The sequence below is a fragment of the Brachybacterium sp. NPDC056505 genome (assembly GCF_042794925.1).
Taxonomy (GTDB): Bacteria; Actinomycetota; Actinomycetes; order Actinomycetales; family Dermabacteraceae; genus Brachybacterium; species Brachybacterium kimchii.
Genome location: NZ_JBHTSV010000020.1, coordinates 1 through 14,086, shown reverse-complemented (window position 1 = coordinate 14,086; position 14,086 = coordinate 1). Strand labels below are relative to the sequence as shown.

Annotated in this window: 10 protein-coding genes and 1 tRNA gene; 7 read left to right on the top strand and 4 right to left on the bottom strand. The window is 70.0% G+C overall.

The annotated features are described in order from the left end of the window. The first annotated feature begins 24 nt into the window (after positions 1-24). Positions 25-351, top strand: coding sequence for a helix-turn-helix transcriptional regulator (locus ACFQ53_RS11175; protein WP_249478725.1), 327 nt, complete (start codon positions 25-27; stop codon positions 349-351). A gap of 95 nt (positions 352-446) precedes the next feature. Here ACFQ53_RS11175 and ACFQ53_RS11170 read toward each other — a convergent pair whose 3' ends face one another. Continuing rightward, entirely contained in the window at positions 447-1,169 is a 723-nt protein-coding gene (locus tag ACFQ53_RS11170) for an alpha-ketoglutarate-dependent dioxygenase AlkB family protein (protein WP_377859573.1), read from the bottom strand. Positions 1,170-1,367: 198 nt separating this feature from the next. On the opposite strand from ACFQ53_RS11170, the gene ACFQ53_RS11165 reads away from it, so the two are divergent. Together ACFQ53_RS11165 and ACFQ53_RS11160 are read left to right on the top strand one after the other, a co-directional pair. Continuing rightward, a complete protein-coding gene (locus ACFQ53_RS11165; RefSeq protein WP_377859570.1) occupies positions 1,368-1,859 on the top strand; it encodes a peroxiredoxin in 492 nt (163 codons plus the stop codon). Between the two features lie 162 nt (positions 1,860-2,021). Continuing rightward, positions 2,022-2,110 (top strand) — tRNA-Ser (locus tag ACFQ53_RS11160). Between the two features lie 544 nt (positions 2,111-2,654). Here ACFQ53_RS11160 and ACFQ53_RS11155 read toward each other — a convergent pair. Next, a complete protein-coding gene (locus tag ACFQ53_RS11155; RefSeq protein ID WP_377859567.1) occupies positions 2,655-3,080 on the bottom strand; it encodes a hypothetical protein in 426 nt (141 codons plus the stop codon). Between the two features lie 781 nt (positions 3,081-3,861). Between ACFQ53_RS11155 and ppc the strand changes: the two genes are divergently transcribed. After that, complete coding sequence (gene ppc, locus ACFQ53_RS11150) at positions 3,862-6,690, top strand: phosphoenolpyruvate carboxylase (RefSeq protein ID WP_377859564.1); 2,829 nt, start codon at positions 3,862-3,864, stop codon at positions 6,688-6,690. Positions 6,691-6,840: 150 nt separating this feature from the next. Here ppc and ACFQ53_RS11145 read toward each other — a convergent pair whose 3' ends face one another. Both ACFQ53_RS11145 and ACFQ53_RS11140 read right to left on the bottom strand, forming a co-directional pair. Beyond that, a complete protein-coding gene (locus ACFQ53_RS11145) occupies positions 6,841-7,959 on the bottom strand; it encodes a hypothetical protein (protein WP_377859561.1) in 1,119 nt (372 codons plus the stop codon). Between the two features lie 232 nt (positions 7,960-8,191). Next, positions 8,192-10,435 carry an HAD-IB family hydrolase gene (locus tag ACFQ53_RS11140; protein ID WP_228357431.1) on the bottom strand — a complete coding sequence of 748 codons (2,244 nt, stop codon included), beginning with the start codon at positions 10,433-10,435 and terminating at the stop codon, positions 8,192-8,194. A gap of 241 nt (positions 10,436-10,676) precedes the next feature. Between ACFQ53_RS11140 and ACFQ53_RS11135 the strand changes: the two genes are divergently transcribed. From ACFQ53_RS11135 to ACFQ53_RS11125, 3 genes are read left to right on the top strand one after another with little or no spacing between them, the layout of a single operon-like run. Beyond that, a complete protein-coding gene (locus tag ACFQ53_RS11135; protein ID WP_377859557.1) occupies positions 10,677-11,456 on the top strand; it encodes an SDR family NAD(P)-dependent oxidoreductase in 780 nt (259 codons plus the stop codon). A 2-nt stretch (positions 11,457-11,458) separates the two neighbouring features. Continuing rightward, positions 11,459-12,316 (top strand): lysophospholipid acyltransferase family protein, encoded by an 858-nt coding sequence (locus ACFQ53_RS11130; protein WP_249478735.1) that lies wholly within the window; start codon positions 11,459-11,461, stop codon positions 12,314-12,316. Further along, entirely contained in the window at positions 12,316-14,040 is a 1,725-nt protein-coding gene (locus ACFQ53_RS11125) for an FAD-binding oxidoreductase (RefSeq protein ID WP_377859549.1), read from the top strand. Before ACFQ53_RS11130 ends, ACFQ53_RS11125 begins: the two co-directional genes overlap by 1 nt. Positions 14,041-14,086 lie beyond the last annotated feature (46 nt).

Here is a 14,086-nt window from a genome sequence, read left to right as displayed (position 1 = left end):
GCAGAACGGTGACACAATGAATTAATGGGCATTGAACCGACGAGGCAGCAGCTGGAGACCGTGGCGCGCACCTTCGCGCTCCTCAGCTCTCCCACGCGCCTGCACCTCGTCGCCCTCGCCGTTGCCGGCGAGCTCGACGTCAGCGCCCTCGCCCACGAGGCGGGCATCACCGTCGCCACCGCCAGCCAGCACCTCAGCAAGATGCGCCTGGCCGGCCTGGTCTCCGCGCGGCGCGACGGCCGCCGCCTCTTCTACACGGTCGACGACCCCCACGTGGTGATGGTCGTGCAGCAGATGTTCGAGCACATCGCCCCCGACGGGACCCTCGCCCCGGATCCGGTCCGCGAGTAGGTGGGGCGGTCGGCGCGGGTCGGGACGGCTCGGCGCGGCAGGGGGAGCGGAGCGCCGAAGAACAGAGCGGTGGAGAACGGGGCCGACGGGAGCCTTCAGCCCTCGAGCCCGGTCTCCCGCAGCGTGATGTTCAGCCTGCCCTCCGTCACCCCGCAGCCCGCGGGCGCCGTGCCCGGCTGGATCCTGGTGACACCGTGGAAGGCGAGGCGCGCGGGACCGCCGAAGACGAACAGGTCCCCGGACTCGAGCGTGATGTCCTCGTACGGCTTCGTGCGCGCCTCGGTGTTGCCGAAACGGAACGTGCACGCGTCGCCGATCGACAGCGAGACCACGGGCGCGAGCGAGCGCTCGTCCTTGTCCTGGTGCATGCCCATCTTCGCCGCGGCGGTGTAGTGGTTCACCAGGGCCGTATCGGGGGAGTAGAGGCGGTCGGGGATGCCCGGCTGCGTGGGTGCGTCGGCGAGCTCGGGATCGTGCTCCGCGGCCGCCGCGATCGCCGAACGGCCCAGTCGGGTCATCCAGTCCGGGAACGGCAGCACACGGTTGCCGTTCACGTCGACCGCCTCCCGCGAATAGGCGTAGGGCCGCCAGTGCCAGCCGAGGCACACCGTCCGCACGCTCATCTCGTGCCCGCGCACCTTCGGGGAGCGCGGCGGCACGGGGCCCTCGGCCCATTCCTCGAAGCGCGCGGAGATCCACGCCTGCTGGTCCAGGCGCAGGAAGCCCGGCACCCAGACCGCTCCCGGTCCGAGCACCCTCGCAGGGCGGGGGAGCAGATCGTCACCGAAGAGGGAGCCGTCCTCGTGCTGCGCATCCATGGAGCCGATCCTCGCAGACCGGGCCGACGGCGTTCGCCGGTCCCCTCGGTCCGGACCGACGGCGCCTCCGCGCCCGTCGTGCCACCCGCCGGTTCCGTACAGTGGCGGGACCAGAGCGACCCCGCCGACGCCGCCCGCGCCGCCCGTCCACGAGGGCGGTGCCACCCGTCGGCCCGACCACCCAGGAGAGACGCCCTCATGCCGACGACCCCCGCCGCAGGCGGCCCCGTGAAGCTCGCCGTGGGCGACATGGCCCCCGCCTTCGATCTGCCCACCGCCGACGGCGGCCGCGTGAGCCTCACCGACCTCCGGGGCACGCCCGCCCTGATCTGGTTCTACCCGGCGGCGAACACGTCCCTGTGCACGAAGGAGGCCTGCGACCTGCGCGACCACCACGACATGTTCACCGGCCAGGGATACCGGGTGGTCGGCATCTCGCCGGACGCCATCGAGGACCTGAAGACCTTCGCGGCGAAGCAGGGCCTGCCGTACACGCTCGCGAGCGACGAGTCGAAGGACGTGCTGCGCTCCTACGGCGCCTTCGGCGAGAAGAACATGTACGGCAAGATCGTCGAGGGCGTCATCCGCTCCACGTTCGCGATCGATGCCGAGGGGCGGCTGACCTACGTGAAGTACCGCGTGGGCACGCCCAAGCAGATCGCCGACCTGCAGGCGAAGCTCGGGCTCTGAGGTCGGGCGCCGGCGGACGTGACATGCGCCCGATCCGCCGTCGGCCCTTTTGCTGGCCCGTACGCCCTCCGCTACGATGAACGGCGTTGCGTGCACGCAGCGCTGATCTCGATCCGTTCCTGATCAACGCCGCAGGTCGCGCACCGCGCACCCGGTGCGCGAGGAGACGTGGCAGAGCGGCCGAATGCGCTCCCCTGCTAAGGGAGTAGGCGGCAAAAACCGCCTCGGAGGTTCAAATCCTCTCGTCTCCGCCGGTCGAAAAGGGCCGCTGATCAGGCGAAACGTCCGATCAGTGGCCCTTTTGTCGTGCCCGACGAGATTCGCGACAGCGCTCATGACCCCTCGCTGACCTGCTTCAAATTGACAGGGATCCGGCGCGACCCGACCTGTCTGGCGGGTGCCGGCCGACCGCATCTCACCGAAGCGTGCGGTGCGCTGCACTGTTCGCGTCTCTCGCGCGGACGTCGACGGCCTCCTGCGGCCCCTGGAACCCACGGGTCTGCTGGAGTGACAGTTCTCGTCGCACTCGAGATTCGTCGCGCGATGATCGAGCGATGGCACGAAGTGGAACTGAGACCCGTGCATCCGGGGACGAGAGCGCTGAGAGCGGTCTGACCGGCGACGCGAGCGCCGTGGTCGACGACGAGTCCGTCCGGGCGGCGGCCGCCGCGGCAAGCACGCGCGGCCGCGAGAATCCGCGCCCCCGCCTCGACTGGGGTCGGTCTTGCTAAACCATCCTGGCCTCAAGCGCCGGATACGCAACGGCGTGCGCCCGCCAGGATGGTTGCGCGCTGATCAGGCAGGATCCGAATGATATTTGCGCCCGTCGCACGTGACGGTGTCTGCGAGGTCACCCGATGCCACGTGCGACTTCATCGACTTGTCATAGTCATCTTGCGGGATCACCGAGACTTCGACGGAATCAGAACTGTCCAGATCCTTCTGGTCGCTGCAGCCCGCGAGGACAATCCAACGCGTCGATGTCTGCTGGGAGGAATCGTAGAGCGGTGCGTCCTTTGACTCGATCGACGGTTGCTGCACCAAGAGCGTGGCGTCGGATGGTACATGGTCGGACACCTCCGCAATGCTCTTGCCGGAAACATCGGCAATCGCGAGGGGATCCGGCTGATCCTGTCCTCGATCGCCGCAGTTCGTCAGGGCGAGAGTGCACGCTGTGGCCGCAATCAGCTGCAGCGATATCCTACCTGTCCGTCGCATCATCGTTGCGTCACCCGCACACGATCGCGTTTCGTGCTAATGAGTCGACTGGTCTTCGAAGGTGGGACCTCTTGCGGGGAAATGGTCGAGTCGCTTTCGTGGCTGTCGGTGCCCTCGGCTGAAGCCGAAAATGGCATCAAAGCCACGGCGAAAAGTGCGTTATGGCCCCTACGGCCACCCTGCCTCGCATCGAACTCAACCCCCTCGGCTGTCATGTGGCGTGGACCATAGCACGGTTGAAGAGTGGTTCTGCCACCGCCCGAAGTGTCCCTCTTGGCGCCTCGTGCCTGCGGGCGGGAAGTCAGCCATTTCCGTGCTGCCCTTGCGCCGGCTGGGACTCATGCGAGATCGGGTGTCAGCTGGGGGCAGGCCGCCAGACTGATCGTCTGGTCCATGGTGGTCTCGTCCTCGATGGGGCCAATCGACCAGGGCGTGCCTGACGACGTCGCCGGTGGTAGGTCCGCTCGATCCAGGAGATCAACGAGATCCGCAGCCCCACGTGTGCGGGTAGCTGAAGCGCTATTGCTTCTGGGGCGAAGAGACGGTCAGACGGGGTGGTCCTCGCTTCGTCGCGGGGCGAGCGGCCGGCTCGCCGACGGACTCACCGGTCTCCACGCACGTCCGCCTGGCCCGTCGGGTACGGTCCGGGCGCTCCCGGCCCCGTCGGATGAGACGACTGCTCGCCTGTCGGGACGCGCCTGTACTCTTACCCAGACCGTTCAGAGCCGACACGGCCGTCGGCTGCTGTCGTCGGGCGTGCGCCGAGGCAGGAGCAGGAGGCCTGGTGTCCGACACAGGTGGCATCCATATTCCCACGCTGACCAGCGAGTTCCCCGTTGTCAGCGATGATCCGCACATCGATGCGCCGTTGCGCGCGACCGTCCGCAGGCTGTCCACGCTGCTGGGGCGCACGCTCGCCGACCAGCACGGCCAGGGCCTGCTGGACCTCGTCGAGGACGTGCGCCGACAGACCAAGGAGGCCAAGCGCTCCGGCGACGCCGCGGAGGCGCAGGCCATCCAGAAGCGCCTGGCCGAGCTGCCGCACACGCAGGCGACCGAGCTGACCCGCGCCTTCACCGAGTACTTCCTGCTCGCGAACGCCGCCGAGCAGCTGTACCGGGTCCGCGCGATCGACGAGAACCCGACCAGCGAGTCCTGGATCCCGCGCACCGTCGCGGAGATCCACGAGACCCTGGGGGCCGAGGCGCTGCAGCAGGCCGTCGACTCGCTCGACATCGAGCTCGTCTTCACCGCTCACCCCACCGAGGCCTCGCGCCGCGCGGTGCTCACCAAGCTGCGCAACGTCTCGGACCTGCTGGCCGAGGAGACGGAGGAGGGCACGCCCGAGCGCCGCCGCCAGGACCGTCACCTCGCCGAGCTCATCGAGATGCTCTGGCAGACCGACGAGTTGCGCAGCACCCAGCCGACCCCGCAGGACGAGTCCCGCAACGCGCTCTACTACCTGCGCGGCATCTACCGCCACACCATGCCGGGTCTCATCGACGACCTGCGCGAGGAGCTGCGCGCCCACGGCGCCGACCTCCCCGAGCGCGCCGTCCCCCTGCGCTTCGGCACCTGGATGGGCGGTGACCGCGACGGCAACCCGTACGTCACGGCCGACGTCACCCGCGAGGTGCTCGGACTTCAGGCGGAGGCCGCCATCGACGTGTCGGTGCAGATCGTCACCGACCTCATCGCCGATCTCTCCGAGTCCTCGACCCTGATCGGCGAGGACGACGCCCTGCAGGCCTCGATCCACGCCGACGTCGAGGCCGGCGGCTCCGTCGACGAGGAGCAGCAGCGGATGTACGCCGCCGAGCCCTTCCGGCTCAAGCTCGGCGCCATCCGCACCAAGCTCGAGCACACCCGCGAGCGCATGCGCGACGGCTCCGCCCACGTGCACGGCCGCGACTACCTCTCGGCCGACGAGCTCCTGGACGACGTCCAGGTGGTGCGCGACGCCCTGTCCCGCCACAAGGGCCGCCGCGCGGCCGACGGGGCGATCGCCGTCGCCCTGAACCTGCTGGCCGGCATCCGCCTCACCCTCGCCACGCTCGACGTGCGCGAGCACTCCGAGAAGCACCACGACGTGCTCGCCGCGATGTTCGACCGCCTCGGCGAGCTCGACCGTCCCTACGGCGAGCTCAGCCGCGCCGAGCGCGGCCAGGTGCTGGGCTCGGAGCTCACGAGCCGTCGGCCGATGTACGGGGCCTCCCTCGCCGAGGAGGACTCGATCCTCGACGACTCGACCGCCGGCACCTACCGCGTGTTCACCGAGATCCGCAACGCCCACAAGCGCTACGGCACCGACGTCATCCAGACGTACATCGTCTCCATGACCCATGGGGCCGACGACATCTTCGGCGTCGCGCTGCTGGCCCGCGAGGCGGGCGTCATCGACCTCTCGAGCGCCGACGACAAGCGCGCGGACCTCGACTTCGCGCCTCTGCTGGAGACCGTCGAGGAGCTGCGCCACGCCGGCGAGATCCTCGAGGAGCTGCTGAGCAATCCCGCCTACCGCGAGATCGTGCGGCTGCGCGGCGACCGGCAGGAGATCATGCTGGGCTACTCGGACTCCAACAAGGAGTCCGGAGTGGTGACCTCGCAGTGGGAGATCCACCAGGCCCAGCGCACCCTGCGCGACGTCGCCGCACGGCACGGCGTCACCCTGCGCCTCTTCCACGGGCGCGGCGGCTCCGTCGGCCGCGGCGGCGGTCCGACGTACGACGCGATCCTCGCGCAGCCCTACGGCGTGCTCGACGGCACCATCAAGTTCACCGAGCAGGGCGAGGTCATCTCCGACAAGTACACGCTGCCGGTGCTCGCGCGGGAGAACCTCGATCTCACGATCGCGGCGGTCCTGCAGGCCACGGCGCTGCACACCGAGCCGCGCACCACCCCCGAGCAGCTCGAGCGCTTCGGCGCGGTGATGGAGCACGTCTCCGATGCGGCGTTCGCCCGCTACCGCACCCTCGCGGACGATCCGGACCTGCCCGAGTACTTCGTGACCTCCACGCCCGTGGAGCAGCTGGGCGACCTCAAGATCGGCTCGCGGCCCTCGAAGCGCACCACCTCGGAGAAGGGACTCGACGGCCTGCGCGCGATCCCGTGGGTGTTCGGCTGGACGCAGTCCCGCCAGATCGTCCCCGGCTGGTTCGGCGTCGGCTCGGGCCTCAAGGCGGCCCGCGAGGTCGGCTTCGAGGACGACCTGCACGAGATGCTGGGCAGCTGGCACTTCTTCCGCACCGTCATCAGCAACATCGAGATGACGCTCGCGAAGACCGACATGGACATCGCCGCCCACTACGTGCACTCGCTCGTGCCGGAGAACCTGTGGCCGCTGTTCGAGCGGATCCGTGAGGAGTACGAGCTGTCCGTCGCCGAGGTCGAGCGCCTCACCGGCGTGCTCGACCTCCTGGACGGGCAGCCGATCCTCAAGCGGACCCTCGCCGTGCGCGACCGCTACCTCGACCCGATCAACTACATGCAGGTCGCGATGCTGCAGCGCTTCCGCGCGGTGGCCGAGAGCGGCGAGGAGCCCTCCGAGGAGCTCCAGCGCGCCCTGCTCACCACGATCAACGGCATCGCCGCGGGGATGAAGAACACGGGCTGAGTCGGGGGTCGCACAGCGGCGCACCCCGGTGAAGATGTGAGGGTGACGAGCCAAAACCGACGCATTTTGGCTCGCCACCCTCATATTTTCGAGCGCGCGTCTTCGGGCGCGCACATCCGTACCTCGCGCTGTGCCCGTCCGCGCCGGCTCTCAGGTCCTCGGTCCGTAGAGCAGTGCGGGCCGGAGCCGTCGCAGGGCGATTGCGAAGGATCGGATCCGACGCGTCGTGGGGACCGGAGCTCCTTTCCGCCTGAGAGCGGTGCGGAGCTTGAGGAGGGCCTCGGTGGGATTCCGGCGGTCGCGATGCGTGAACCTGCGCAGCTCCCACCCCACCGAGGCGAGATCGTCCGCGCGGGTGCGGTCCTCCTCCCATTGACGGGCGGACCTCCTCCGCCACGACCCGTCGTATTCGAGCCCGATCATCCACGTCGGCAGAGCCCCGTCGAGTCGACGTGCACGACCGGTCGCCGGGATCACCCGCACGAAGTTCGGAACGGGCTCGGGAAAGCCGGCGCCGGCGACGATGAGGCGCATGTGCGTCTCGCCGACCGATTCCACGCAGGGGCGCGCGAGGTCCGCTGCCCTGCGCGGGACCGGCGCACCGGGCTTGTGCTCGCAAGCGGAGGAGAGTGCGAACTCCCGCACTCCGTCGATCCCGAGGTGCTCGAGCACGCCGCCGGGACCGATGGACGCGTCGATCGCCGCTGTCAGGTCCCAGACCGGCAGGACCTCGCCCAGCTGGCGGAGAGTCTCGAGCGGACTGGCCATGAGGATCCCGTCGCGCTCCACGGTGCTCATACCACCCGTGCGATGGACGACGACGGCCGCGCCGGGCGCGCGCCCGGACGTGCCCGGCGGCACCGCGAGGTGGACCCGGGGGAAGCCGGCCCCGCGTCCGTCGACACCCGCGAAGGGATCCGTGATCCGGTCAGGGCTGATGGCCGAGGGGATCTCGGGTCGACCGCGCTCATCGAACCCGGCCCCTGCGCTGAGCAGTCCCACGCCGTCCTCCAGCTGGCTGGGCAGGGGGATGCCCTGCAGGAGTGCGGCCGTCGAGTGTGTCACAGGGCTGGACGGGAAGACGCTGGCTTGGAGGACGCGGCAGATCTCGGAGAGCGATGCCGGAGCGCGCGCCAGCGTGAAGTAACCGGGGACGATGCGGCGGAACTCGTCGGAGGCGAGCCGCCTGGTGTGGACTCCGAGCTCGAGCCAGTCGCCACGCGGCAGGACGACGCCTGCAGGGAGTACGGGAGCGCGTCGTCTGGCCATCCGCAGACCGTAGTGGACGACCACAGAGGATCGCGCGGCCTCAGCGGGAATGTGGAAGAGCATCGATGGGGAGGAACGGCGAGCAGCGGTCAGCGCACAGCCTCGGCGCATGGCGGACAGAAGAAATGACCGTGGCGAGCCACATCGACCTGGATTTGGCTCGCCACGGTCATATCTTCGGAATCTGCCGCGCTGGCCGCGCTGGCCGCGCTGGTGGCGCTCCCGCCCGGCCTCACCACTCGAGGATGGACCAGCGCTTCTTCTTGGCGACGGAGTAGAGGCCCAGGTCGGGGGAGACCGCCGAGGGCGTGCCGACGAGCTCGAGCCAGGAGGCGTCGGCATGGGAGTCGCCGTAGCCGTAGGACTTCTTGAGGTCGGCGCCGTGCTCGTCGGCGTACTTGCGCAGCCAGTTGGCGCGGGCCTCGTCGACCACCGGGGGAGTGGCGAGGTAGCCGCTCATCACGCCGTCGGAGGTGACGTCCATGCGGGTGGCGACGATGTCGTCGAACAGACCGGCGAGCGGCTCGACGAGCACGTCGAGGGCCCCGGTGACCAGCACGGTGCGGTGGCCCGCGCGGCGGTGCTGCTCGATGAGCTCGAGTGCCTCGGGGCGGATCGAGGAGCGGATCGAGCGGCCCAGGCTGCCGGAGAGCAGCTGCTCGAGTTCCTCGCGGCGGTAGCCCTTGTAGCGGCGGTTGACCAGGCGGATCAGCTCGGAGCGGTCGCGCTTCTCGGCCCGCAGGTAGGAGGGCACTGAGCGCAGCAGGGAGCCGATCTCCCCGGGCCACGAGGTGGCCGGCTTGGTCGCGCGCACCACCGAGAGGTACTGCTGGATGATGTTGGCGCCGACCACGGTGCCGTCCAGGTCGAAGACGGCGAGGGCGTCGCTCGCCTCCTTCATCTCCGGCGCGGGGCGGTTCTGGCGGGCGCGCACGGCGGCGCGGCCGCGCGAGTACGCCTTGGTGAGCTCCGTGACCGCGGGCAGGTGGAGGTTCCGGAAGTAGTCGACCCAGTCCACCTTCGTGATGTCGAAGTCGTGGGTCGAGAGGAACTCGGCGGGCAGCTCCTCGCGCAGCGCGCGGGTGTTCGCGTCGTCGAAGACCATCTCGGTCTTCGTGTACTGGCGGTAGAGCTCGATGTACTTGCGCAGCGTGGTCAGGCCCGAGGCGTTGCGGTGCAGGGTCGTCGTCCACTCGCGGGTGCGGCGGGTCGCGGGCAGGCGGGACACGACGGTCTGACCGGCCTTGGTGGCGATCTCCTTCATCCGGAAGCGCTGCTCGACGAGGTCGACGGACGGGAACGTCCAGTCGGGCACGACGATGTCCTTGCCGTCGTCGTCCTGCAGCGGGTGCTCGACGAAGTAGCCGCGCACGGCGTCGACCATCTCGTGGAAGGGCAGCGGGTTCGAGCCGCCGGAGGCGACCTGGAAGTAGGCGTCGTCGCCGCGGCGGGAGACGTCCTGGGTCGCGAGCGCCACGATCACGTTGACCACGAAGTCGACGGGGATGATGTCGAGGATCGAGTCGGCGAGGCCCGGGAACTCGGGCAGGAGGCCGCGGCCGAAGGCCATGATCAGCGGGTCGGCGACCTTGTAGCCGTCGATCCAGCCGGGGTAGGGGCGTTGCAGCGCGGACTCGATGATCGAGGGGCGCACGAAGGAGACGCGGTGGCCGGCGTCGGCCCACATCTCCTCGGCGACGCGCTCGGCCATCGCCTTGGTGAAGGTGTAGATGTCGGTCCAGCCGACGGACTGCGCGCGCGTGCGGCCGAAGTCGACGAGGCGCTCGTCGACCCACTGCTTGCGCGCCTCCTCGGCGGCGGCGGCGACGGCCTTGGGTCCCATGCGGCCGTCGCGCAGACGGGCGATGCGCATCTGGGTGCGCAGGTTCTCGGGCCGACGGGACTCGGCCTCGACGCGCTGGCGCGCCGCCTGGGAGGCCTCGAACTCGGCCTTCCAGTCGACGCCGTGCTCGAGCCGGCCCTCGCGGCGCAGTCCCTTGGAGATGCCGCCGACGTACGCGGTGGAGACGTGGATGACGTGCGGGTCCTGACCGGAGTCCAGGAGCGCCTGGTAGAGGTTGCGCGCGCCGCCGACGTTGGTCCGGAACGCGTCGTCTATCGGCGGGTCGAAGGACACCGAGGACGCGGAGTGGATGACCGTGTCGTAGCTCTTGTCGAGCGCCGGCATCGCGGTGAGGTCGCCCTCGAGCACGTCGACGCGCGAGTCGAAGGCCGCGCGCACGGTGTCCTTGCCCACGCGGTCGGCCCAGGAGGAGAACACGGGCTTGCGCAGCAGGCCCTCGAGGCGCTTGCGACCGGTCAGCGTCCCCTTCGCGCGCACGACGGCGGTCACGCGGACGTCATCGGTGTACTCGAGGAGCGACTGCAGGACGGCCTGGCCGAGGAAGCCGGTGACACCGGTCAGCAGGATCTCGCGCGGGCCGGAGCGCTCGGGGGACGGGGTGGGGTTGGACATGCGGTGTTCCCTCAGATGCAGGTGGGCGGCCGACGTCCCGGCCGGGTGGGTCTTCCGGCCTCCGCCCGCCGGCGCGGCGGGCGTGCCCTACCGCGCAGGGGCGCGGGCGGACGTCGTGCACGGTCTCGTCCGACGGTAGCGCATGGGGCCTTTCACCACAGGTCGTCCGCGCCGCCGCGTGACGCGCACGACGGCCCGGACCGCCTCGGTGGGAGCACCGCGCCCATGTATCGTGGCCCGCATGCACAGGGCCCTTATCACCGGTGGGACCGCAGGCATCGGAGCGGCGTTCGCCAGGGCCTTCGCCCGGCGCGGCGTGGCCCTGGTGCTCGTGGCCCGCGACGACGCGCGCCTCCAGGAGGCCGCCGCCGAGCTGCGCACGAGCCACGGCGTCGAGGTCGAGACCCTCGTCGCCGATCTGGCCGATCGGGACGACCAGCAGAAGGTCGCCGACAGGCTCGAATCGACCACCGCCCCCGCGATCGACGTGCTCGTGAACAACGCCGGGTTCTCCGTGCGCGCCTCGCTGCTGGATCCCGACCTGAGCGAGCACGACCGCGGCTTCGAGGTCATGCAGCGCGCCGTCCTCAAGCTCGGCGGCGCCGCGGGGCGCGGAATGGGCGCGCGCGGCGAGGGCTGGATCATCAACATCGCGTCCGTGAGCGCCTTCATCACGCAGAACAACTACACGGCCATCAAGGCCTGGGTGACCAACTACTCCGAGTCCCTGAGCGTGCAGCTCGAGGGCACCGGCGTGCAGTCCACGGCCGTCACCCCAGGCTGGGTGCGCACCGAGTTCCACCAGCGCGCCGGCATCCGCGGCTCCTCGATCCCCGGGTTCCTCTGGCTGGACGCCGACGACCTCGCCGAGCAGGGCCTGAAGGACGTCGCCAAGGGGAAGGCCGTGAGCATCCCCGGCGGCCGCTGGAAGCTCATCACCGCGCTGCTGCGCTCGCTGCCGCGCCCGCTCGTGCACCGCCTCAGCTCGCTGCTCAGCTCCCGGCGCAGCAAGGAGCGCTGAGCATGGCAGGCAACCAGCCGGAGAAGGCGGACGAGCCCGCGAAGGCCGAGAAGCCCGCGAAGGCGGACAAGCACGCCAAGGCCGACAGGTCGGCGCAGAATCCGCGCCACGACCAGTCCCTCTCCTCCCGCCTCCGCAGCCTCGGCTGGGACCCTCTGGACGAGGACACCCGCAAGTACCGCTCGCGCGCCCGCGCGGCCCTGCGCTTCGTGCTCCAGCGCGGCCTGTTCCGCGGCCTGGTGCGCGCCAACGTCACCCAGACCGTGACGACCGCGCGCCGCGTGAAGTCCGTGCGCGGGCCGTTCGTCCTGGTCGCCAACCACACGAGCCACCTCGATGCGCCCATGCTCGCCGAGGGGCTGCCCTGGGCGCAGGCCCGGTACCTCTCCACGGGCGTGGCCGCGGACTACTTCTTCCACGTCTGGTACAAGCGCCTGTTCGTGCGCCTCCTGTTCAACGCCTACCCGATCGACCGCGACGGCTCGCGCAAGAACTCCGGGTTCTCCCGGCGTCTGCTGCGCAGCGGCGTCCCGATCCTCGTGTTCCCCGAGGGCGGGCGGCAGAAGACCGGCACCATGGGGGAGTTCAAGCCCGGTGCCGCGGCGCTCGCCTCGAGCGTCGGCGTCCCGATCATCCCGGCCGCCCTCGTCGGCGGCCACGAGGCGATGCCCAAGGGCCGCAGCTGGCCCAAGCCCGGCCGCCCGCCGGTCGGCGTCGTCTTCGGCGACCCGATGATGGCCCGCGACGGCGAATCCGTCGTCGACTACATGGAGCGCGTGCGCGCGGCCGTGGTCGACCTCTACGACAGCAACTACGAGCAGATCCTGGGCCCCCGCACGGGACCCCGGGAGGAGCACTGATGACCGCATCGCATTCCGCAGCCGATCTCACCGCGGCCGACGTCACCCGGCACAAGTGGTGGGGCTGGGGCATGGACGACGTCCGCTTCCGCTTCGACAACAAGCCCGCCTTCGCGCCGCTGGCGAAGAACAAGATCGGCGTGGATCTCGAGCAGGTCACCCAGTTCGACGACCCCGAGCTCTCCGATCACGAGGTGCCCGCGGGGCGCCTGGGCGACGCCGAGCGCGAGGCGATCGTGGGGCTCGTGGGCGAGGCGAACGTGCGCACGGACGACGAGTACCGCGTGCTGCACTCCTTCGGCCGCTCCCTCCCGGACCTGTTCCACGTGCGCTCGGGCGATTTCGAACGCCTCGTGGACGCCGTGGTCTACCCCGGCACGGAGGAGGAGGTCGCCGGCCTGCTGCGCCTGGCGCTCGAGAAGGACCTCGTGCTGATCCCCTACGGCGGCGGCTCCTGCATCTCCGGCTCGGTCACCCCGGACCCGGCCGAGCAGCGCCCCGTGCTCACCGTGAACCTGGGCCGCATGCGCCAGGTGCTCTCGATCGACGACACGGCGGGTCTCGCGCGGGTGCAGGCCGGCGTCTACGGGCCCGACCTCGAGGAGCAGCTCGCCGCCGAGGGCTGGACGATGGGCCACTTCCCGGACTCCTTCACCTACTCGACGCTGGGCGGCTGGGCCGCGACGCGCTCCTCGGGCATGCAGTCCGACAAGTACGGCGACATCGAGGACATCGTGCGCGGCATGCGCGTCGTCCACCCCGAGGGCACCGTCGTCACCAACCCGATCCCCGGCCGCGACTCCGGCCCGAGCGTCCACGAGATGATCCTGGGCTCCGAGGGCCGCATGGGCATCATCACCGAGCTCACCGTGCAGGTGCACCGCCTGCCGCAGGTGCGCCAGGTCATCGCCTACATGTACCCCGACTGGGAGCACGGCATCCGCGGCATGCACGCGATCGCCCGCTCGACCGACGTCTCGCCCACCTTCACGCGGCTCTCCGACGGCCCCGAGACCGAGTTCAGCCTCGCCATGGTCAAGGAGCCCACCTCGACCAAGGGCAAGGTCGCCGCGAAGGTGCAGGACGGACTCTTCGCCTACCTGCGCTCCAAGGGCTGGGACACGAGCGAGGAGATGAGCATCTCCTACGTGTGCTTCGAGGGCACCAAGGAGACCGTCGAGCACCAGAAGTCCGTCGTGAAGAAGCTGGTCAAGGGCGCGGGCGGCATCACGCTCGGAGCCGGACCGGGTGCGATCTACGACCAGAAGAAGTTCGACACCCCGTACCTGCGCGACTTCCTGCTCAGCTACCAGGTGTTCGGCGACGTCTGCGACACCGGCGCGACCTGGTCGAACATCAACGAGGTCCACGCGAAGGTCTACGAGGCGTTCTACGAGGCGCAGCGGAAGCAGGGACTGCCCGGCTTCATGTTCTGCCACATGTCCCACAGCTACCACTCGGGCGCCTGCCTCTACTTCACCTTCGCCCTGAAGTACACGAGCCCCGACAAGGCGCTCGAGCAGTACTACAACGCCAAGCGCGCCGTGCAGCAGGCCTTCGTCGACCTGGGCTCCACGGTCTCCCACCACCACGCCGTGGGCACCGAGCACCAGCCCTGGCTCACCGAGGACATCGGCGAGCTCGGCGAGCACATCATCGAGGGCCTCTTCGCGCAGAACGACCCCGGCCGGAACCTCAACCCCGGCAAGGTCGTCACCCCCTGAGGGCGGAGGCGCGATGACGAGCGGCCGACGGCGCATGATGCGCCGT